This window comes from Ferrimonas sediminum, assembly GCF_900100175.1.
Classification (GTDB): Bacteria; Pseudomonadota; Gammaproteobacteria; order Enterobacterales; family Shewanellaceae; genus Ferrimonas; species Ferrimonas sediminum.
This window is the reverse complement of sequence record NZ_FNEM01000015.1, coordinates 25472-47503: the sequence shown is the minus strand read 5'-3', so window position 1 is coordinate 47503 and position 22032 is coordinate 25472. Positions and strand designations below refer to the sequence as shown.

Below are 22032 nucleotides of genomic sequence, written 5' to 3'. Positions count from 1 at the left end.
GGTAGATGTAATCGACGTATCCAGAATATCTACTGCAATGTTAGGCAACTGCATCACTGCGTAAAACTGTGTAAAGTAAGGCAAGTAAGCCCCGCGACACGAGTTAGGCTTAGCCTATAGAAAGGTATAGGAGGGCAACAATGGGTAAGATTCTTCTGGTCGAAGATGACCTGGATCTGTGTGAGCTGCTGACGGAATTACTGCAGATGGAAGGCTTTGAGCTGACCAGCAGCCAGAATGGCCGCGAAGGGCTTGAGTTGGCCCTGAAGCAGGAGTTTGACCTGCTGTTGCTGGACGTGATGCTGCCGGAGATGAATGGCTTTGAGGTGCTCAAATCCCTGCGTCAGCACAGCCAGCTGCCGGTGTTGATGCTCACCGCCCGGGGCGACGACATCGATCGCGTCGTTGGCCTTGAGATCGGCGCCGACGACTACCTGCCCAAGCCGTTTAACGACCGCGAACTGGTGGCACGCATCAAGGCCATTTTGCGCCGCACCCACGACAAAGCCGACCCTCAGACCGATCAGATCAGTGCCGGAGATCTGACCCTGTTTCCCGGGCGCCAGGAGGTGTGGCACCAGCAGGAGTCGATCACCCTGACCTCCACCGAATTTTCCCTGCTGCACGCTCTGCTGAGCCAGGCCGGGCAGATCGTCTCCAAAGAGGAGCTCAGTGTCTCTGTCCTCAACAAGAAGCTGATGCCCTTTGACCGCAGCCTGGATATGCACCTTTCCAATCTGCGCCGCAAACTGCCCGAGCGCACCGACGGCCGGCCACGGGTGAAAACCGTGCGCGGCAAGGGCTACATATGGCTCGAGTAGGGGCCGGTTTGCCGAACCGGCTGTTCATCAAACTGCTGTTGGCGTTCTGGCTCACCTCACTGGTGATCGTCGGCGCCGTTATTTTGCTGCCCAAATTTCAGCAACTGGACGATCGCCAGCCTCTTCAGACCTGGCAGAAGGATATGCTGATTAAATCCGCCAGACGCATCGAACGGCTACCCATTCAGGATGTGGATCGGTTCGTTGACCGGTTGCGGCACCCGGACCGACGGCCTCCGCCAGGGATGATGAAACACCCCGAGTTTGGCGACGGCCCGTTCAAGGACGACCGTTTTCGATTTCACATCGTCACTCCACAGGGCGGTGTGCTGGGCCGACACCAGCAGCGGCTTCCCAAGCCGGTTCGAAAATTTTTGCTTGAGAGCGAAAACCTGCAGCAACCGCTGTCGGTGCGCTCCCGCAGTGCCGTGGTGTTCGGCCCGCAGCCGCTAACCCTGAAAGGCCAGCCCTATCTGTTGCTGGTGGAGATGCGCAAGCCCCACCCCAGATCCTGGCTGTTTTACCTGCAGGACAACCCCCTGGTGTTGATCCTGGCCATGGCGCTGGCCTCTGGCATCATCTTTGGTTTTGTGGCCTGGCACTTCGGCAAGCCACTGAACGCCCTCAAACGCACCGCGCAACAGCTGGCCGATGGCGACCTCGATGCCCGGGTCGACAGCCAGATTCTCGGCCGCCGCGATGAGGTTGGGCAACTGGCCAAAAGCTTCGACGCCATGGCCAGCTCTCTCAGCACCCAGGTGCGGGAACAACAGCGATTAATTTCAGACATATCCCACGAACTGCGCACACCACTGACCCGCATCCAGCTGGCTCTGGCCCTGGCTAGAAAGAAAGGTCAGGACAGCAATGAGCTGATGCGTCTGGGTCAACAGGCGGATCAGATGGAGATGATGATTCAGGAGCTGTTGCAACTGTCACGACTGACCAACCAGGGCAGCGAGCACCGGCAGCGTTTCGCTCTGGACAGCTTACTGGACGCCGTGATCGACGGTGCCCGCTTCGAGGCCGAACAGCAGGGCAAACAGGTGCAGACTCAACTCGCCGACGGCCTCGCTCTGGTGGGCAACGACACCCTGCTCTGCCGTGCGGTGGAGAACCTGCTCCGCAACGCCATCCGCTATGGTGATCACCGAATTACCCTGACCACCCGACAACACCAGCAACGGGTGCTGATCAGCGTCGAAGACGACGGGCAGGGCGTACCGCCAGCTCAGCTGGAGGCAATCTTCAAACCCTTCCATCGCGTCTCTGAAGCCCGGGATCGCCAGTCTGGCGGCTGGGGCCTGGGGCTGGCCATCGTTCAGGCAGCCGCCACGGCCCACCACGGCAGCGTCGTCGCGACGCTCGGTGAACAGGGCGGGCTGAAGGTCACCCTGGATCTGCCCGCCGCCTGAGCCATCCCGGCCACCGCGCTTGCGGCGGCCGGGTCGCCTGTGTCACCATTCCGCCTTCCCAACTCAACCGGCAAGCTCCATGTTTGAAATCGCCCTGTACGAACCCGAAATCGCCCCCAACACCGGCAACATCATCCGCCTGTGTGCCAACAACGGCTGCCGGCTACACCTGATTGAGCCACTGGGGTTTGATCTGGAAGAGAAGAAGCTGCGCCGGGCCGGGCTGGATTACGGCGATCTGGCCCGGGTGAGCCGCTACCCCGACTACCAGGCGTTTCTGCAGGCCATGGCTGGCCGGCGCCTGTTCGCCCTGACCACCAAGGGCAGCCGCCCCCACACCGAGCCAGCCTACCAAAGTGGTGACGTGTTGCTGTTCGGCCCCGAAACCCGGGGCCTGCCCCAGTCGGTGCGTGAGGCCATTCCCGAATCCCAACGAATTCGCGTCCCCATGCTTGGCAGCAGCCGCAGCCTCAACCTGTCCAATACCGTGGCCATCGTCAGTTATGAAGCCTGGCGCCAGCTGGGGTTTAACGGCGCGCTGTAACCATCAGGCCAGCAACAGCGCCTGCAACTCAGGTAGGCTGCGCACCTGAAAATCAGGCACGATGCCGTCCGGGCAGGGGCGGTCGTGCTGGTTAAGCCAACAGGTATCAAACCCGGCCCGCTGGCCACCGAGAATGTCGGAGTGGGGGTTGTCCCCCACCATCAATACCCGCTGTGCCGGCGAATTTTCCATCAATGACTTGGCATGATCAAAGATACGTGGATCCGGTTTGGCCACCCCGACCTGCTCAGAGATCACCAGCAGCGAAAACAGCCCTTCAAGATTGGTATTTTTCAATCTCGCCTGCTGCAGATCGGTAAAACCATTGGTGATGATGCCCAATTGTGCCTGGCGGTGCAGCGCCGTCAGCAGTGTCCGCGCCCCGGGCAGCGGCTGGCACACCTCGGCCATGGCTTTGAGGAAGGCGGCATTGATCTCCGCCGCCGACAGGGCCAGCCTGCCGGTCCAGGGCTCAAACCGGATCCGCTGTAACTCCCGGGCCCCGATCTCGCCATTTTGATACGCCACCCACAAAGGCCGGTTGCGTTGCTGATACTCCAGATAGTGCTGCCGGTCGAAGTCGCAGCCGCGCTGTGAAAACAGCAACTTAAGTCCGGCAAAGTCATCGAAATGAAACAGGGTGTCGTCAGCATCAAACAGAATCCAGTCGTAGTTCAAGGTCGTTCTCCATAGAGTGAGCTGGCCCTACTCTACACAAGCGGCAGCGACGTGATAATCAGACTTTAGAAAATTCTGAATGCCTAATAGGGAATGAATGCCAAATCGAGATCCCTTTGCCAACCTGCCGGCACTGGTGGCCGAGGGGGAAAGCGGCAGCTTTTCCGCGCCGCTATGGACGCACTGATTTCGCTACCCATTTCAGGGACAAGCTCTGTTAGTAAGTCACAAATCAGCACCTTCCCCTCCAGGCCTTGAATCCTAAGGCGGGTTATTCCGAACAATTCTTGACCGCAAAAAGCGTGACCTTGGTCAATAATTACCTCCAGTTTGCTACCTATACTCGGAATGGACTGCCGGATTCAACAAAGATAAAGGAGGCGACTATGCCTGAGTATCGTACCGCGCAGATAAGGAACCTGGCCCTGATGGGCCACACCGGAAGCGGTAAATCTACCCTCATCGAAGCCCTGCTGTACCGGGCCCATGCCATCAATAACCGCGGCAGGGTCGACAAGGGCACCAACCACGCCGATTTTACCGCCCAGGAACAAGCCCATCACCATAGCCTTGAACCCTCTTTCCTCTCCTTCGATTACCACGAGCATCACATCAACCTCATCGACACCCCCGGATTGGCCGACTTCTTTGGCCGAGCCCTGTTGCCATTGCCGGCGGTCGAGTCGGTGCTGCTGGTGGTGCATGCAGACCGTGGCATCGAAGCGGTCACCCAACGCGCCTTCGAACACGCCCGGGAGCAGGGCAAGGCCATCGTAGTCGTGATCAACCACATCGACGATCACCTGCCTGGGCTGGAAGCCTTGGTGGAACAGATCCAAACCCGGTTTGGTCACGGTTGCCTGCCGGTCAACCTGCCACTGGCCGACGGCAGCGCCGTTGCCGACTGCTATTTTAGCCCGGACAGCAACACCCAGACTCTGTTCAGTGACGTCGCCAGCGTTCACGACGAGTTAATCGATACCGTACTGGAGGAGGACGAAGCCCTGATGGAGCTGTACCTGGAACAGGGGGAGTCACTGAGTCCGGAGCAACTGCACGCGCCATTGGAAACCGCCCTCCGCCAGGGCCACCTGGTGCCCATCTGCTTTACCAGTGCCGAGCAGGACATCGGCCTGTCGGCACTGCTGAAAGTCCTGGTCGAGGTGATGCCCAATCCACTGGAGGCCACTCCGCCCCAATTCCTTAAGGGATGGGACGATCAGGAACAGCCCGTCACCATTTCCCAAAACCCAGAGGATCATGTGCTGGCCCATGTCTTCCGGGTCGGCATCGACCCCTTTGTTGGCAAGATGGGGGTGGTTCGCCTGCATCAGGGCACCATCGACACCGGCATGCGCCTGTTGATTGGCGATGGCCGCAAGCCATTTAAGATCAGCCACCTGTTTAAGCTGCAGGGGGGCAAGCAACTGGAGTTGAAGCAGGCCATTCCCGGCGACATCTTTGCCCTGGCCAAGATCGACGGCCTGGAGGTGGACGCCATTCTTCACGACAGCCATGATGAAGACCATTACCATATGCCGAAACTGGCACTGCCCCAGCCAATCTTCGGTCTGGCAGTAAAACCCAAGCGCCGTGGTGATGAGCAGAAAATCGCCGACGTGCTGCACAAGCTGGTGGCAGAAGATCCCAGCCTGCACATTGAACATCAGGAAAACCAGAACGAAACCGTATTGCAGGGCTTAGGCGACCTGCATGTACAGATCGCTCTGGAAAAAGCCAATGAGGTGTTCAACGTCGACATGGATACCGCCAAGCCTTCAGTCGCCTATAAAGAGACCATCACCGCCCCGGCGGAAGCGATGCACCGGCACAAGAAACAGACCGGCGGCGCCGGTCAGTTCGGTGAGGTGCACCTGCGCATCGAGCCTCTTTCCCGGGGCGAAGGCTTCCAGTTTGAAAGCCAGGTCGTCGGCGGCGCCATTCCAGGCCAGTTTATTCCGGCCATCGAGAAAGGCGTCAAAGAAGCCATGGCTCAGGGGTTCCTGGCCAGCTTCCCGATGCAGGACATCAAGGTGGTGGTGCTGGACGGTAAGCATCATGCGGTCGACTCCAAGGAGATCGCCTTTGTTGCCGCCGGTAAAAAGGCGTTTCTGGAAGCGGTCTCCAAGGCCAGCCCGGTGATTCTCGAACCCCTGGTGGACATGCACGTTCAGGTCCCCCAGGACAAGATGGGAGACATCACCGGCGATCTCAGCGCCCACCGGGCCATGGTCTGTGGCACCGAAGCACTGGATAACAGCAGCGTCGACATCAACGTCGAAGCCCCACTGGCGGCTCTGGACGACTACGCCACCCGGCTCAAGGCGATGACCGGCGGCGAAGGCCAGTACTCCATGACCTTCAGCCGTTACGAAGTGGCCCCACCCAGTGTGCAGGAATCCCTGATGCACTGAGGCTGCTGACAAAAAGTAAGGCGCTCTTTGAGCGCCTTTTTTGTTTTGGCGGCGGTTCACGGTCAACCCGGGTGGAATCTGATAAGCTCAATTCACACTCGATTAGTCTCACTTGGATTCCACCATGTCCCGATGGATGATTGCGGCGCTGTGCGCCCTGCTGGGAGGGCCGGCCATGGCCGACTACCACACCGACTCACTGTTTAACATTAAGGGGCTGGCCATTGGCCAGGCCGACGATCAACAAGGACTCACCGGCGTCACGGTGCTGCGCTTCGATGGCGGTGCCACCGCCGGGGTCGATGTGCGGGGCGCCGCTCCGGGCACTCGGGAAACCGACCTGCTCAAGCCTGAAAACCTGGTGGATAAAGTGCATGCCATCGTCCTGTCTGGCGGCAGCGCCTTTGGTCTGGACAGCATGAGTGGCGTCGCCCGCTACCTGGAGGAGCAGAAGATCGGCTTCGACACCGGCGTCGCCTACGTGCCCATCGTCACCGGCGCAGTGCTGTTTGATCTGGCGCTGGGCGACCCTAAGCGACGTCCTGACGCCGACATGGGCTACCGCGCCGCCGCCGGAGCCAAGCGCCAGGGCCTTGAGGAGGGCAGTGTCGGGGCCGGCACCGGCGCCAGTGTCGGCAAAATTGCCGGCATGGGCCGGGCCACCAAAAGCGGCATCGGCAGCTACAGCCTGACCCTGGACAACGGTCTGGTGGTGGGCGCGGTGGTGGCCGTGAACGCCTGGGGCGACGTGGTCAGCGGCAACACCGTGGTGGCCGGCACCCGCAGCGAAGACGGTAAGCGGTTTGTGTCCGGCACCGATCTGATTCTGGCCGGTGCCAACGGCGAGGGCTTTGCCGGTCGCAACACCACCATCGGTGCCATTGTCACCAACGCCAAGCTGACCAAATCCCAGGCATTGAAGCTGGCACAGATGGGCCACGACGGCTACGCCCGGGCGATTCGTCCGGTGCACTCCATGTACGACGGTGACACCCTGTTTGCCGCCGGCACCGGCGAGATTGAGGTCAGCAACATCAACGCCATCGGCGTCATCGCCGCCGAGGTGGTGGAGCAGGCCATTCACCGGGCGGTTCAGGCCGCCACCGCCGCCGGTGGTCTGCCCGCGGCATCGGATCTCACCCCCTGAAAAAAAACGGAGCCCCAGGGCTCCGTTTCTGTATTGGCTCAGCCGCGATTTCCCGGCCCCCAAGGACCTCCGCCGGGGCCACGACCGCCACAGTGATGACCATTCCTGTAGCCGCCGCCGCTGCCGGCATCGATGACCACAGTGCCACCATCTCCGTAAATGGCAAAACTCTCAGCGCCTGTCTCATTACTCTCTGGCAGATCCAGGTGACCCAGGCAACTGTAGCCTACCTGATACTCCCCTTGGGGAAGAAAGCCCATGCCAAAACGCCAGGTGCCATCCATAACCTGGTGCACGTATGAGGTCGCAATCGGCGCCACCCTGCCACTTTCCGGCTCGGCAGCCATGTCGTCCATCGCCTCCAAGGTCGTACCCGAGGGATACAGGTATGCCACATGACTGAATTGCCCAGCTTCATCAGCCAGAGCGGCATTATCGGCCTCGCATCCCTCAACCCAGGTCGAATCAATGCTGCCCATCAGGTGCCCCATGGTCCGGTTATCGACCCAGCGCAATCCGCTATAAAGTAATGAGTAACCGGTTTCAGGATCGTAATGCAGGCTCTGCCTGAGATCCAACTCCAGCGTATAGCTGTGCTCACCATCCTCTTGAATGTCAATCTCACCGACATTGATGTGGTTCTGAACCATATACAAAGGGTGGCGTCCCTGAGCATCATCGACGTACGACCCCTGATCACCGCTGCCAGCCAGCACCTCAATGCGTACATCATAGCGCCCCACAGGCAACTGCTCATCATTCAGCAACCAGTGCGAGGCGTCCTCCTGAAATTGCAACATGTCCACATGATGATTGGCCAACTCCAGCACCAGAGGCCCATTGCCATGATAGCCACCGCCCATCGCCCCCGCCGGCGTCAGAATAATGCGATCGAATTTCAGCACAACTGCGGTAACGTCATCTATCGGCGCATCAGAAACGCCTATCGACAACCCCTGCAACACCGGTTCTTCCGTTGGCAATGTCGGCTCCCCGCCGTCACTGCCACAACCAAAGAGCAAGGGCATCAGTAATACTATCCGTTTTTTCATCATTAGCTTCCCTTTTATTAGAGTTATCTTTATTGTACAAAAATAAAGCGGGAGAACTTTGACGAAGCTCGGCTTTGTCGAATCTCAGAGAAAAAAAAGCGGAGCCTCAAGCTCCGCTTTGTGTTGGGGAAACCGCTTAGAAGCGGAAACCATCGTCGGCAATGGTCACCTCACGCACATGGCCGTACTCAGCCGCCACAGAACGGATGTCATCGGCCTTACCAATCATCACCAACTGCAGGTTGTCGTGGGGGAAAGCCCGGGCAATCAGTGCCTGGGTTCGAGCGAGAGTCAGGCTGTCGACCTGGTTCTGAAACTCATTGATAAACTCAGGACCGAAACCATACAGGTACATCTGCCCCAGCAGACCCGCCAGCTGAGCCGAGGTCTCGTACTTAGGTGGGAACTGTCCCTTCACGTAGGCCTTGGCCGAATCCAGAGTGGCCTGATCCACGCCTTGCTGCCACAGTCGGGCATAGGTCTTCAGCGCCAGATCCACCGCCGCCTTGGTGTTCTTGGTGGCGGTAAAGGTACTGATCTGGAAGCTGCCTCCGGCCGAGTAGGTGTTGAAGCGGGAACGGGCACCGTAGGTCAGGCCGGCATTCACCCGCAATTCGTCATTCAGCCAGGAGGTAAAGCGGCCGCCGAGGATGGTATTGAGCACCTGCAGGGCCACGTAATCCGGGTCGTCACGGGACACCCCGGGGCCCCCTATGATAAAGGTGGTCTCGATGGCATCCGGCTTGTCCACCAGCAACACCGAAGCCGCCTGCGGGTTTGGCAACTGCTTGGCCAGCTGTGGTTTGGCTGGCGTATTGGCGCCACGCCAGTCATCAAACAGCCCTTCCAGTCGCTGCTTCATCTGGACGGCATCGAAGTCCCCCACCAGGGTGATGGCCATATTCTGAGGCTGGTACCAGCTGCCATGGAAGATCTTCAGGTCGTAGTTGTCCATGCCGGACACCGCAGCAGACTCACCAACGCTGGCGTTGGCGTAAGGATGCTCCCCATACAGCAGGCTGTCAAAGTAGAAGCCGACCACCTGGCGGGGACTCTCCTTCTGCTGCGCCAGTTGCGCCGCGTAACGAGCCTTGGCCTTGTCGACCTCGGCTTCCGGGAAGCTGGGCTTGCGCAATAGCTCCGCCAACAGAGGCAACATCACATCGGCGTCTTTGCTCATAAAACGCATCGACACACTGCTGCCCTCTTTGCCGGCGGCGGTGCTCAGGCTGGCACCCAGGCTGTCGATCAGGGCTTCCAGCTGCTGCTTGCTGCGACGTTCGGTGCCCAGCAGCAAGCCGTCCACCGTCATGGTGGCCAGACCGGGCACACTGTCGTTGACCGCACCGGCGCGGACGGTGGCCGAGGCGGTGATCAGCGGCACATTGCGCTTTTCCATCAACTGCAGGGTCAGGCCGTTTTTCAGGGTGATGGTCTCATACGCCGGCAGGGTAAAAGCTTTGGTTTCCACCGCCTTGAACACCGGCGCGTTGGTTTCAGGCGCAGCCACGACCTCGGTTTTCGGGGTCGTCTGGCTGCAGGCCGCCAGCATCATGGCGGCCAGTGACAGGGTCAGGGCTCTCATTGATCGTTGTCCTCTTCGGCGGCCAGCACACCCACGGTGCGGTTGGATTTCTTCAGGTAGCTGCGGGCGACCCGCTGTACATCTTCACGAGTCACCTTGGCATAGGCCTCCGGGGCGCTGTACATCTTGCGCCAGTCCCCCTGGAACAGCTCATAGGTCCCAAGGGTGTTGGCACGGCCATTGATGGTTTCCAGAGTGTCGTAGAAGCCCATCAGCTTGGCATTTTTGACCTTATCCAGTTCATCCTGAGTCACACCGCCGGCTGCCACCTTATTGATCTCGGTGATCATCGCCTGCTCCAGCGTGTCTGCGGTGACACCGGGTTTGGCCACGGCGAACAGGTACAGCAGGTTCGGGTCGAAACTCTCGGGGACGTATCCGTCGATGCCCAGTGCCAGCTGCTGTTCGTCCACCAACGCCTTGTTGAGACGAGAGCTGTTGCCATCGATCAGCAGTGATATCAGCACGTCCAGGGCATAGCTGTCCTGGTGCTGAGTTTCGGGTACATGATAAGCAAACATCAGGTTGGGGCTGGTCACCGACTCTTTGCGGACGTACACCCGTCGCTCCCCTTTCTGCTCCGGCTCGACGGTGCGCACCTTGGCCGGCGGGGCCTGGGCGGGAATGGTACCGAAATAGTGCTCGGACAGGGCCTTCACCTGCTCGAACTCCACCGCACCGGCGATCACCACCACGGCGTTGTTGGGGGCATAGTAGGTCTTGTGGTACTGCTTCAGATCGTCCAGGGTCCAGGCGTAGATGTCGGACTCATGCCCAATCACGCTCCAACTGTAGGGGTGAGCCCGAAACGCCGTGGCCTTGACCTCCTCCTGCAGTGAACGCCAGTTGGAATTTTCCAGCCCGGTGGTACGCTCAGAAGCCACCACATTGCGCTCGCTTTCGACCATATTGGCATCGATGTTCAAGTGGGCAATGCGATCCGATTCCAGCTTGAAGATGGTTTCGATGGCATCCGCCGGGAACCAGTCGGTGTACACAGTCACGTTTTCGGTGGTGTAGGCGTTGTTGGCGCCCCCGGCGGCTTCCATAGTACGGTCGAACATCTTGGGACCGTAGTTTTTGGAGCCGTTGAACATCATGTGTTCAAAGAAGTGCGACAGGCCGGTGATGCCGGGCACCTCGTTGCGCGAACCAACCTTCCAGAACAGGTACATGTTGGCATTGGGAATGGCGTGATCCTCCAACACCAGAATCTTCATGCCATTATCCAGGGTAAAGCTCTGTACTTCTGACGGCTCCGATGCCTGCGCCAATGCCGGCATCAAGGTCAGGGTCAGAGCCAAAGCCGGGGTGAGTAACTGTTTCACCAGACCGCTCCTTGTTACTGAAAAAATTAACAAAACATCATGCCAGTCGCGGACGGACAGCGCAAAGAATAAACGCCCCCGAATCTCATCAAATTGTTTCAAGGACTGCAGTGACAACGGCGCCCCTCATCAATGAGCAGGCGATGGCCAGTTGCTCCTGACATCCGAGCCCTTGAAGCCGCGCAATTTCAGGGTACCCCGGCCTATCGACATCGGACTCCGGCTCAGCGCCGGAAGGGTTTTGGTAGTCGCTGTTGGTCAAAGCGCTGCAAAACCAGACTCAATAACGGAGTTTGATCACTGGCAGCCTGGCGGCACTCCGCCTCGATGGCGGCGACCAGTTGCGGCGATAACGCCTCGATGGCCTGATGCAGATCGCTGCCGGATTCGGCGTAGTGGTAGGCGGCCTGCAGCAGAGTGGCCCCCTCAACCAGATCGGCATCGGGCACCTCATTATCAAAGATGGCCAGACTCAACTCAAACATCGCCCTGGGCAGGCCGGCATAACGAATCGCCTCCCGATACAGGTGGCTGGCGCGGACCGGATCCTGTGGCAGATGCTCGCCGTCCAGCAGCACCCGGGCCAGATCCGCCATCGCATCGGGGTAACGTTGCTCGGCGGCTTGCTGCAACCACTGCATCGCCTGCTCGGTCTCCGCCTTGTCCTTATCCAATAACATTAAGGCCAGATGGTATTGAGCCACCGGATAGCCGGTACGGGCTGCCTGGGCGGTATAGAGCTCGGCCTTACCGGTGTCGGCCACACCATCGACACCTTGATGGTACAACACCCCGAGGTTGGCCATGGCTTCGGCCTGATCCTGCTCCGCCGCCAACAACAAATAGCGTTCCGCCAAGACCAGATTCTGCTCAAAGGCGGTGCTGCTTGAGAGATAGAAATACCCCAGCAACGCCTGGGCCGGAGCCAGGCCGGCGTCGGCCGCCTGCTTCACCAACTCCTCTCCGGCTTCCTGATCCTGACGGTCGCCATGGCCATGAATCAACGCCACCCCATGCTCGAAACGGGCACCATCATGGTGATCACAGGCCTGCGCAAACCAGTAACTGGCCTGTTTCAGCAGCGACGCCGAGGCGTCCAGATTGATATCGGCACTGTCGTTGGCAATGGCAAAGGACAACTCCCGCTCCCGCTGCATCAACCCCTTGGCCTTCAGAGAGATCCCCACCAGATACTGGGCCTGGTGATCCCCCTCCATGACGGCGCGGTAGCACAGCTCCCTTCCCGCCACCTGATCCAACGCTTCAAACTGCCACTCCGGCGGCTGCTGCCCCTTTATGGTGGCAAAACAGCCGTCCATCAGGTTGGCGGCGATCTCCACCGCCTTCTGGGCCAGGGTGACCAGTTGCTCCTGCGACAGGCGGTACTTTTCGGGGTGGGCGCCCTTGTTGCCCTCGGATCGCAGCTTGTGAATCTGCCGGGCCAGGCGCACGTCGATGGCCTTGGCCCGGTTCAGCACCTCGATACGATCGTAGAGGTTTTTGCTCTTAAACTTGATGTCGACGGCGGAGGCCAGCAGATCCACCAATTTGTGGGCCACACTGCGCAGGTGGATCAGGGCAAAGGTGGGCACATCCAGGCAGTAGCTGCGCGCCAGGCGATAATCATCCACCAGGCCGGCATCCAGCCGCCTTGCCAGTTCCAAATCGTTTATTGCCACCCTTACCTCTGCTCGTCAGACACCGATATGCCGCCCTCGGCAATTCGGGAGGCCAGTTTAGCATGAGCGCGGCGATCCAGGGGATAGCGCCACGCCAGCACGACCATCGGCAGCAGCAGCAGACAGGGCCAACCGGCAAACCCCAACTTCAGCCCGGTAATCGCTTCGGCACTGAGCGCCTGCTCGGCGTTAAAGCCAAACCAGGCGGGAATGAACATGCCGATGGCACCGCCGACGCCCTGGTTGATTTTGAGAATCAGAGCCTGAAAGGCAAACAGAATTCCGGCTCTGGCCTTGCCGTTATGAACAATGTCCACATCCACCAGATCGCCAAGCATTGACGGCAATACCAACGCCGACAGCCCCACCAAAGCACCGAATGCGGCCATGGCCATCATCATGGCCGCCAACGCCTGCGGGCCCGGCTCGATACGGATGATCAGCAACAGCACCCCGATCATCCCTAGCGCCGACACGGCCCACAACCTGTGCTTGTCCACCCGGCGTAAGACCTGCAGCCACAGCGGCATACTCAGGGCCATGGACAAAGCCATAGGCAGGGTGATTTTGGGGATGGCATCCCCCAACTCCAGATATTGACTGGCGTAGAGGACAAACAGTCCGGACACGGCGCCGGTGGCCAGCCCAAACAATATCTGGGTCATCAGCAGGTGTTTCAGGTAAGGCAGGGTCACCAGCATGGCCGGCAGATCCCACAGCCGGACGCGGCGACAGTGAGGCTGCGGCGGCAGTGTCAGTCGCCAGTTCATCAGCAGCACCAGCAATGGCAGGGACACCGCCACAAACCCCGCCAGCATCCGCATCACTTCGGGATCAAAACTGCGACCTCGTCCCAGCAACAGCGGGAAAGCCATAAACAGCACCCCGCCGGCAAAGCCCAGAATTTGACGCCACAACGAGATGCGATTGCGCTGCTGATAATCGTGACTGAGTTCCGCCGAGATGGCGCTGTGGGGAATCTCCACCAGGGTCCAGCCCAGAGCCAGCAACAGATACCAGCCCATCAGATAACCCATGCCACTATCGGCAGAGGGCGTAAACAGCTGCCAGACCGCCAGCGCCGACACCAGCGCCCCGACCACCATCAGCGGCTTGCGGCTGCCAAATCGATCCGCCACCAAGCCGATAATAGGGTCGGTGATGCCATCGAAAAACCGGGTCACCAACGTCACTGTGGCCATGGCGCCCAGGGTCACGGCGCTGTATTCGATGTAGAAGTTCGGCAGAATCGCCGCCGTCGGCGACATGATCATCGACAGGGGAAGGTTCACCAATCCAAACAGGATCAGCACCCGGGTGGGAACAGACTGGGGCATAGAGGCGGCGAAGTTAGGTGCAGGTGCCGCCATTGCACCACAGTCTGGGAGAAATGTCTGTAATCGCCGCGTATCAGGCGCCTTCGGCGGTGGCGGTCATGACACTGTCGCCTTCCGACTGGGCCAGCAGAGCCAGCTCCTTGTCGACCATGTACAGGCCCTGGCCGCTGTCACCCACCAGCTCCAGCTTATCCAGAACCGACTTGAACAGCTTCTCCTCTTCATGCTGTTCGGCCACATACCACTGCAGGAAGTTAAAGGTGGAGTAGTCCTGATTGCTGAAGGCGGTGTGGGCCAGTTCGTTGATCTTGCGCGTCACCAACTGCTCATGCTCATAGGTCTTGGCAAACAGTTGGCTCAGGGTCTCAAACGCATGCTCCGGGGCCTCGATCTGACCGATCATCGGCATGCCTCCCGCCTCACTGACGTAGGTGAACAGGCGGCGCATGTGCTGCATCTCTTCATCGGCATGGGCGCGCATAAACTCTGCCGCCCCCTCAAAGCCCTTGTCTTCACACCAGGCGCTCATCTGCAGATACAGGTTGGAAGAGAAAAACTCCAGGTTAATCTGCTCGTTAAGCTTATCGATCATCGCACTAGACAGCATGGTAGCCACACTCCGGTTGGTAATAGGTCACTGGCACTCATTGTTTAGGGTTACGACCTAAATATCAACCTGGTTCAACGGTTTCACTCTTCAGCACCGCCTCTGGCAATGGTGGCTCCAGGGCGGTGGCCAGTTCGACCCGGTTGCGACCGCCCTGCTTGGCTTTGTACAGCGCATCATCGGCGTCTTTCATCAGGGCTTCAATGGTCCCCTTGGCTCCCATGGTGCAGCTGACGCCGGCGGAGAGCGTGACTTGCCCCAGCGACTGGCCGGCGTGTTTGTACTCCATGGCCGCCACCGCCGCGATGATCTTCCCCGCCAGCTCCCGGGCACCGACCACTTCGGTATCCGGGCATATCACCACCAGCTCTTCACCGCCATAACGGCACACCAGATCCGACTTCCGCACCTGGTTGCTGATCTCTTCCGCCACCAACTTAATGACAAAATCACCGGCATCGTGGCCGAAGGTGTCGTTAAAATGCTTAAAATGATCGATATCCAGCATCAGAATCGACAGCGGTGCGTACTGGCGGGCACTCAACGCCAGCTGGTTTTCCAGAAACTCGATCATATGGCGGCGATTGAACAGACCGGTGAGCGGATCCCGGATTGCCTGCTGGCGCAGATTGTCACGCAGACGGATGTTGGCCAGCGCCAGCCCCACCTGTTCCGCGAACGACTCGGCCATGGGCCGGCTGTCCAGCATCAATGCCTCATCCAGAAACGACAGCTGCAACACCCCCAGAGCTTCCCCCTGGGCCAACAAAGGAATGCACAGCTGGCAGCTGCGATCGTCACGGTAGTGTTCACAGTGAATCTCCAGCCCCTCCTCCCTGCTGAGGTGAGCGTGTCCCTTGAGCAGCGCCCAGCACTCATCGGCACCAAACCTGTCCCGGCCGATCCAGGGGCCGCCCCAGCTGGCCACCAACTCCAGTTTGCCTTTGGGCACCTTCAGCAGGGCGATCGCCCCGGACGTACCGGGCAAGAGCTGGCTGGCGATGGGCTCCAGCACATGGCAGGCGCCGCTGACGGAGGTGCAGGCGGACATCAGGCTCCCCAGACGTTGCAGCATGGTCAGCTCACGGGTTCTCGCCACCACAGTCACCTCCAGGGTCTCAGTTTCTGCAGCGGTCTGACGCCGCATCCAGCGACCAAAGACGATGCTGAACAGCGCAATGGCCACGAGGCAGGAGGCCCACACCAACAGCACCCGGAAACGCAACACCAGCACCAGATTGTCCAGACGGGCAGAAGGCTCAGACACCAGCACCACCGGCCCCGCCAAATCGGCAGAGCCGGCGCGGGCGGTCACATAATGCATCTGTTGCTGGCGCAGCGAGTCAAGCCGGTACCGGCCGACGCCATCCAGTTCGGCTCCCTGACCGAGGCGTTGACGCTCCTCAAGGCTGAAACGGCCTCCGAGATCCTCCGCCTCCCCTTGGGAGTCGGCCAGGATTTGCCCCAGGGAATCCAGCACCAGCATGCGGCTGCCGGAACCGTCAACCACCTGAGCCAGCAACCCGTCCAGAGACTCTTCGGGCTGCTGCTGATGATGCCGGATCATACTGACCCCCAACTGAGCCAAATGATTCAGGCGTGCTTCAGAATCGCTGTGCAGCCGGTGCTCATACAACAGCGATACGATCAGCAGAGCGACCGACATCATTACAATCATGGCGGCCATAGGGAAGTAAAGGAATACACGCGAATTGAACATCAATCATCCCTGAGTCTGCGAGCGACCATCCTGGTCAAGTTATTGGTAAGTATAGAAACTCCCCGGAATTTCGCGCCTTAACAAAAGCATCATCCCGGCGCCTTATAATCGAACCGCCACAACAGTCATAAAAAGTGAATAAAAAACAAAGACTCATGCACTTACCGGCTCAATTTTGCAGCCGATGACAACCCAAGGTCACCGCAATCCGCAGCGCAGCGAATTGGATCACCGCGCCAATGCCATCCAAGCCATTGTGCTCAGGACCGAATGAAGCCCAACAATCCGGGCTGGCTGCGACGGTAAGCCGCCAGCGCCCCGGCAACGGCCTTTGGCAGCGGTTCTGCCGCCGTATCAAGGCACTGAAATCCCAGGCTCACATAGAGGGGCTTCAGGTGGGATAATGCGAAACACCACAGCGGTTCGTCGCACTCTTCAAGCAGGCATTGCAGCAGTTCGGTGGCCACCCCCTGGCGGCGCTCGGTGTCATCCACCAGCAGGCCCCGCAACACCCAGTGCGACTCCAACGGCACCCGGCGCGCCACCGCCACCATCCGCCCCTGACGACGAGCCACCCAGACCCGATCATGGCGCCGGCAACGATCTTTGCCACCATGCTGGCGATAGAATCGATCCACCAACGGCAGTGCCATCACCTCAAGCGGCTGACAAATCAGATCAGGACATGACATGCAAATCTCCATCGGAAACTTCACAAAGACACAAAAACGACTATAAATGCTAAACGGGCAGGCTTCACTGTGGAGGTCAGTATGTCATCCCCTATGCAGGAGCGGCGCCAGCAGGATCGACGCCAAAACGGCGATCGCCGGGCCGAACCCCGAGATGCGGACACCAGTACCGATCGACGCCGGGCACTGGGACGACGCCAGTACGACAAACTGCCCACCAGCCCCCGTTAACTCTGGGTCATGGCCGCTTTGACGTACACGTCGAATCGATTTTTCTTGGTCTCAATGGCCATGGTTGGGGGCACCCCATTGAGCGGCTCGGCGTAGTCCGGCCGCTTTACCACCACCCGCTTACCGGCCAGTGACAGTGCCGGCATCAGCAGGCCATCGGCATCGTCATCGCTGCCCACCAATTGCTGAAACACCCGCATCTCCTTTTTCACCAGTGCCGATTTAGCCCGGTGCGGGTACATGGGGTCCAGATACACCACATCCACGGCGTCATCCATCGCCGCCAGGGCATCGATGCTGTTGCCGGGCGCCAGGGTCAGCCGCTCGCTGACCCATGGCCCAATCTCCACATCGGCCCGAGCCCGGCGCAAACCGTCTTCCAGCAACGCCGCGACCACAGGGTGACGCTCTACCATGATCACCCGACATCCGAGGCTGGCCAGTACAAAACTGTCCCGCCCAAGGCCTGCGGTACCGTCCACCACCACTGGCGTCACGCCGCTTTTCAGGCCCACTGCCTTGGCGATGGCCTGGCCCCGGCCGCCACCGAACTTGCGCCGGTGAGCGCTGGCTCCCTGAACCAGGTCCACACAGATGGCGCCCATTTTGGGTTGATCCCTGAGCCGCAGGCACAGCGCGTCCGACTCATAGCCAAGGGAGAAGGGGGAATCGGGATCCGACTGCAGTTGCCAACGGTTTGCCACATCCTGCAGTACTGAGGCAGGAGCGGAATCAAAATCAAGGAAAATCGAAAACATGGGCCACCCGGCGACTAAGCTAGGGGCGAAGTATACCAAGGCTGGGGAAGCCAAGGCCAATGGCTGAGGCACAATTCGGCCCCGGGAACGACTTCCCCGGAGCCCTATCTGAAACCAACGGTGGTATCGGCAATATTAGGCGGCGTCGAGTCCAAACACCGGCTGTTCGATCAACTCGCGTCCCAGTTCCAACGCACCCTGGCATTTCTGCAGCCACTCGCTGCCTTCCATTACCGGACCGTTGGCACAGCGTACGATGTCAGCCAGAACATTATAGAACTCACCGTCATTGGTCATCACACCACAGGGAACCAGGGTCTGGCGAGAAGTCTGCAGCTGTGCGCCCAGTACCGCTGCCCGGCCACGGGCGATCAGGCGCGCACGCTGTTCGTCGCTGATCCGGAAGCCTTCACCATCGGCCTCGATCAGGGCAGCATCCAGTTGCTGATCAAACTCTTCTGAAGCATCTCTGAGTGCGGCAACCCGCTTGTCGGCGGCGCGACGCCACAGATCGCTGTAGCACACCAGCAACTCCAGCTGGGCCAGAATATCGTCATGGGCCAGGCGCTGCTGTTCCAGCACCAACAGACTAACGAAGCGCTCCAGACCAGACAGCTCGATGGCATTCACCTTCTTGGCGAACTCACTGCGACGACCCAGACCTACCTGCACCAAGGCCGCCATCATATCTTCTTTACTGATGAAATGGCCGTAGAGGGTACCGACAGAGCATTCGGCGGCACGAGCAACATCGGCCATACGAAAGTCCAGAGCCCCTTTGCTGCTCGCAGTGTTCAGGGCAGCCAACAGAATGCGGGTTTCCCTAACCTTGTATAAATCAGATTTACTCATCGTCCTTTTACTCCTGTTTGCCAGAGCACGGCGCTCTCCCGGCACGATGCGGATATATAACCAGAATTTAGTTACTCCTTCCGAGTTATAGATCACAGTTACAGAAGCAATTCCATTAGTAAACAATGAGTTGCGAAACTTTGTCGGCGAAAAATGATGTAGGTCAAAATATCATTCACGGTGCACCTTCAGCCCTGCCACCCGTGACTCAGAAAAACAAGTGATCAAATCGACACCATCAGGGCTACAGCGGCCCCGGGAACGGCTTTCTTGAATCGAGATGGTAAAAATTTGACCAGGATCGAACATTCTTCAATCGGGTTGTAAATGTTCTGTTATCCGGGCTGGAGATCGGTTAATCAATGGGTCACATTCATTGGAGTATTACCCGTGATCCGAGTCACCCTGTTGCACCTGTCCCTGCTCTCCTTCAGCGCCTGGAGCGTGTGTGGGGATCTGTGCCAGTGGCTGGACAACTGGTTTGACGACTACCTGACCCCGGTGAACTACAACTATGCCCACGCCTCACTGGCCCGAATTCACGCCACCAACCAATCCGGCTTGCAACTGGCCGCGGGCGCACTGACCCAGCTCAGCGAAGGCTGGTTACTGGATATCAATGCCGACATTAACTGGCAGCAGGAAGGCGGCCAGCAGATGACAGAAGCCAGGGTCAACCGGTTTCAGGGGCGCCTGGATTACCGCCTGCACCACACCGACAACTGGGATTTTCTGGCCGGCATCGGCACCAGCGTCGCTCAATGGCACTTTCAAGATCAGGAGGCGTTTTCCATCGATCCCGTGTTTGCCGTTCAGGCCAGGGGGAATCTGGCAGAGAGGGTGGATCTGGAACTGCGCTATCAACTGGGTGATCAGTTTGACCGCTCTTGGAATGTGGCCAGCATCGGCATGGTGTTTTACCCGGTGTCCCAGGTGGCATTCAATCTACGTGGCGAACGCACCGACGCCTCCGACAACCTGATCCTGGAAACTCGGTTCCTGTTCTGAAACACCACAGGGACCCGTGCGGGTCCCTGTGGTGTTTCAGGCTGCGATCAGGCGGCAATGCCGCTGTGACGCAACAGCGCATCAATCTGGGGTTCACGGCCTCGGAAGCGGGTAAACAACGCCATCGGCTCCTCACTGCCTCCCCGCTCCAGGATGCAGTTCAGGAAGTCGGCCCCCACGTCGGCACTGAAGATGCCCTCCTCCTCGAAACGGCCAAAGGCATCCGCTGACAGCACCTCCGCCCACTTATAGCTGTAGTAACCGGCCGCATAGCCACCGGCAAAGATGTGGCTAAATCCATGCTGGAAACGGTTGAACTGCGGCGCCTTGATCACCGACACCTGCTGACGAACTTCGTCCAGAATCTGCTGAATCCGTTCCCCCTGCTGCGGGTCATACTCCAGGTGCATACGGAAATCAAACAGGGAGAACTCCAACTGACGCACCATCATCATGGCACTCTGGTAGTTCTTGGCCGCCAGCATCTTATCCAGCATCGACTTGGGCAGCGGTTCGCCAGTTTCATAATGACCGGATATGAAGGCCAGTGCCTGCTCCTGCCAGCACCAGTTTTCCAGGAACTGGCTCGGCAGTTCCACCGCATCCCAGGGCACGCCGTTGATGCCGGCGACGCTGCTGGCATCGACCTTGGTCAGCATATGATGAATGCCATGACCAAACTCATGGAACAGGGTTACCACCTCGTCATGAGTAAACAGTGCCGGCTTATCGCCCACCGGCCCGTTAAAGTTACAAGTCAGGTAGGCCACCGGGCTTTGCAGGCCGCCGTCGTGCAATAAGCGACGCCCACGGCAGTCGTCCATCCAGGCGCCGCCGCGTTTGTGCTGACGGGCAAACAGATCCAGATAAAAACTGCCGCGCAGCTCGCCTTCGGCATCGTGAATATCGAAGAAGCGCACGTCCGGATGCCAGCTGTCGACGCCCTCGACCTCAGAGACCCGAACTCCAAATAGCTTTTCCACCGTGGTAAACAGGCCGCCCAGCACCTGATTCTGGGGGAAGTAGGGACGCAGTTGCTCATCGGAGATGCTGTACAGGTGCTGCTTCTGCTTCTCGGCAAAGTAGCCGATATCCCAGGAGTTCAGTGCTTCGACGCCGTGATGCTCGCGCGCGTAGGCAGTCAGTTGCTTCAGCTCCTGTTGCGCCTGAGGTCGCGAACGCAGCGCCAGTTCATTGAGGAAAGACACCACCTGAGTCGGCCCTTCGGCCATCTTGGTGGCCAGTGACATATCCGCATAGCTGTCAAAATCCAGCAACTGTGCCAACTCATGCTTCAGTTGCAGCATCTCAGCCATCAGTGGACTGTTATCGAACTCGCCGCCATTGGGGCCGGTGTCAGAGGCTCGGGTACAAAAGGCGGTATACACCTCCTGGCGCAACTGTGCATCGTCGGCATAAGTCATGACCGCCAGGTAGGAGGGATATTCCAGCGTCAGCAGGTAGCCTTCCTGACCGCGCTGTTCAGCCGTCTGTCGGGCGGCGGCAATGGCGCTGTCCGGCAACCCTGCCAGGGCCTCAACCTGATCCACCTGCTTTGACCAGGCGTTGGTCGCATCCAACACGTGGTTAGCGTATTGGCTGGACAGTTCGGACAAACGCATACGGATGTCGCCAAAGCGCTTTTGCTTGTCATCATCCAGACCGATCCCGGACAGTTCGAAATCACGCAGGGCGTTGTCGATCACCTTCTTCTGCGCCTGAGTCAGGGAACCGTATTCCTCACCGGCCTTCAGTGATTTGTAGGCCTGATACAGACCTTTGTGTTGACCAACCCAGGTGCCGTACTCGGACAGCGCCGGCAGACAGGCATCGTGAGCGGCCCGCAACTCGTCATTGCTGACCACCGAGTTCATGTGGCTCACCGGAGACCAGATTTTCCCCAGATGATCATCGCTCTCATCCAGTGCCTCAACCAGCGAGGCCCAGGTATAAGGGGCGCCTGCCGCCACTACCTGTTCAACTTTGTCCCGGCAGGCAGCCAGTGCCTGTTCCACCGCATCCTGAACGTGCTCCGGCTTGATGGCGGAGAATTGTGGCAGGTCGACGGTGTTGAGTAGCGGATTGGTCATGCAAGCTCCTTGTCAAAAATCACCCAGTACAAAGGGTAGTGCGCTCCCTAAGAGATGGGGATCAATTCCGGGAT

The 22032-nt window shown here is 59.2% G+C and carries 19 protein-coding genes; 7 read left to right on the top strand and 12 right to left on the bottom strand.

Features of this window, described 5'->3' with window-relative positions:
* Nucleotides 1–140: 140 nt before the first annotated feature.
* The 3 genes from BLT77_RS15220 to BLT77_RS15210 all read left to right on the top strand — a co-directional run bounded on the left by BLT77_RS15220 (nucleotide 141) and on the right by BLT77_RS15210 (nucleotide 2780).
* On the top strand, nucleotides 141–821 hold the full coding sequence (locus BLT77_RS15220; protein WP_090366977.1) for a response regulator: 681 nt from the start codon (nucleotides 141–143) through the stop codon (nucleotides 819–821).
* Nucleotides 809–2236 carry an ATP-binding protein gene (locus BLT77_RS15215; protein ID WP_090366975.1) on the top strand — a complete coding sequence of 476 codons (1428 nt, stop codon included), beginning with the start codon at nucleotides 809–811 and terminating at the stop codon, nucleotides 2234–2236. The genes BLT77_RS15220 and BLT77_RS15215 overlap by 13 nt, the downstream gene beginning before the upstream one ends.
* Before the next feature lie 79 nt (nucleotides 2237–2315).
* On the top strand, nucleotides 2316–2780 hold the full coding sequence (locus BLT77_RS15210) for a tRNA (cytidine(34)-2'-O)-methyltransferase (RefSeq protein WP_090366973.1): 465 nt from the start codon (nucleotides 2316–2318) through the stop codon (nucleotides 2778–2780).
* 3 nt (nucleotides 2781–2783) lie between these two features.
* Here BLT77_RS15210 and yjjG read toward each other — a convergent pair whose 3' ends face one another.
* On the bottom strand, nucleotides 2784–3458 hold the full coding sequence (yjjG, locus tag BLT77_RS15205) for a pyrimidine 5'-nucleotidase (protein WP_090366971.1): 675 nt from the start codon (nucleotides 3456–3458) through the stop codon (nucleotides 2784–2786).
* Nucleotides 3459–3844: 386 nt separating this feature from the next.
* Between yjjG and fusA the strand changes: the two genes are divergently transcribed.
* Nucleotides 3845–5872, top strand: a complete 2028-nt coding sequence (gene fusA, locus BLT77_RS15200) for an elongation factor G (protein WP_090366968.1) — start codon at nucleotides 3845–3847, stop codon at nucleotides 5870–5872.
* A gap of 124 nt (nucleotides 5873–5996) precedes the next feature.
* Nucleotides 5997–7019: a P1 family peptidase gene (locus tag BLT77_RS15195; protein WP_090366967.1), complete on the top strand. Its 1023-nt coding sequence runs from the start codon at nucleotides 5997–5999 to the stop codon at nucleotides 7017–7019.
* A gap of 38 nt (nucleotides 7020–7057) precedes the next feature.
* Here BLT77_RS15195 and BLT77_RS15190 read toward each other — a convergent pair whose 3' ends face one another.
* The 8 genes from BLT77_RS15190 to BLT77_RS15155 all read right to left on the bottom strand — a co-directional run bounded on the left by BLT77_RS15190 (nucleotide 7058) and on the right by BLT77_RS15155 (nucleotide 17019).
* The gene (locus BLT77_RS15190) at nucleotides 7058–8071 is read right to left on the bottom strand and encodes a DUF4382 domain-containing protein (RefSeq protein WP_176819334.1); all 1014 of its coding nucleotides are present in this window, start codon (nucleotides 8069–8071) and stop codon (nucleotides 7058–7060) included.
* Between the two features lie 136 nt (nucleotides 8072–8207).
* A complete protein-coding gene (locus BLT77_RS15185) occupies nucleotides 8208–9656 on the bottom strand; it encodes a M16 family metallopeptidase (protein ID WP_090366942.1) in 1449 nt (482 codons plus the stop codon).
* Complete coding sequence (locus tag BLT77_RS15180) at nucleotides 9653–10984, bottom strand: M16 family metallopeptidase (protein WP_245709971.1); 1332 nt, start codon at nucleotides 10982–10984, stop codon at nucleotides 9653–9655. The genes BLT77_RS15185 and BLT77_RS15180 overlap by 4 nt, the downstream gene beginning before the upstream one ends.
* A 224-nt stretch (nucleotides 10985–11208) precedes the next feature.
* Nucleotides 11209–12663 (bottom strand): tetratricopeptide repeat protein, encoded by a 1455-nt coding sequence (locus BLT77_RS15175; protein ID WP_090366940.1) that lies wholly within the window; start codon nucleotides 12661–12663, stop codon nucleotides 11209–11211.
* A 2-nt stretch (nucleotides 12664–12665) separates the two neighbouring features.
* Entirely contained in the window at nucleotides 12666–14033 is a 1368-nt protein-coding gene (locus BLT77_RS15170; RefSeq protein WP_090366938.1) for an MFS transporter, read from the bottom strand.
* A 40-nt stretch (nucleotides 14034–14073) separates the two neighbouring features.
* Nucleotides 14074–14607, bottom strand: coding sequence for a non-heme ferritin (gene ftnA / locus BLT77_RS15165; protein WP_090366936.1), 534 nt, complete (start codon nucleotides 14605–14607; stop codon nucleotides 14074–14076).
* Between the two features lie 64 nt (nucleotides 14608–14671).
* Nucleotides 14672–16327 carry a GGDEF domain-containing protein gene (locus BLT77_RS15160; protein ID WP_090366933.1) on the bottom strand — a complete coding sequence of 552 codons (1656 nt, stop codon included), beginning with the start codon at nucleotides 16325–16327 and terminating at the stop codon, nucleotides 14672–14674.
* Nucleotides 16328–16587: 260 nt separating this feature from the next.
* Complete coding sequence (locus BLT77_RS15155; RefSeq protein ID WP_176819333.1) at nucleotides 16588–17019, bottom strand: GNAT family N-acetyltransferase; 432 nt, start codon at nucleotides 17017–17019, stop codon at nucleotides 16588–16590.
* Nucleotides 17020–17100: 81 nt separating this feature from the next.
* Between BLT77_RS15155 and BLT77_RS20330 the strand changes: the two genes are divergently transcribed.
* A complete protein-coding gene (locus tag BLT77_RS20330) occupies nucleotides 17101–17250 on the top strand; it encodes a hypothetical protein (protein WP_176819332.1) in 150 nt (49 codons plus the stop codon).
* Here BLT77_RS20330 and BLT77_RS15150 read toward each other — a convergent pair.
* Both BLT77_RS15150 and BLT77_RS15145 read right to left on the bottom strand, forming a co-directional pair.
* A complete protein-coding gene (locus tag BLT77_RS15150; protein WP_090366929.1) occupies nucleotides 17247–18008 on the bottom strand; it encodes a class I SAM-dependent methyltransferase in 762 nt (253 codons plus the stop codon). The genes BLT77_RS20330 and BLT77_RS15150 overlap by 4 nt on opposite strands.
* Before the next feature lie 135 nt (nucleotides 18009–18143).
* Nucleotides 18144–18860 carry a TetR/AcrR family transcriptional regulator gene (locus BLT77_RS15145; protein ID WP_090366927.1) on the bottom strand — a complete coding sequence of 239 codons (717 nt, stop codon included), beginning with the start codon at nucleotides 18858–18860 and terminating at the stop codon, nucleotides 18144–18146.
* Nucleotides 18861–19250: 390 nt separating this feature from the next.
* Between BLT77_RS15145 and BLT77_RS15140 the strand changes: the two genes are divergently transcribed.
* Nucleotides 19251–19868, top strand: coding sequence for a hypothetical protein (locus tag BLT77_RS15140; RefSeq protein ID WP_090366925.1), 618 nt, complete (start codon nucleotides 19251–19253; stop codon nucleotides 19866–19868).
* A gap of 47 nt (nucleotides 19869–19915) precedes the next feature.
* Here BLT77_RS15140 and prlC read toward each other — a convergent pair whose 3' ends face one another.
* Nucleotides 19916–21958 (bottom strand): oligopeptidase A, encoded by a 2043-nt coding sequence (gene prlC / locus BLT77_RS15135; protein WP_090366923.1) that lies wholly within the window; start codon nucleotides 21956–21958, stop codon nucleotides 19916–19918.
* Nucleotides 21959–22032 lie beyond the last annotated feature (74 nt).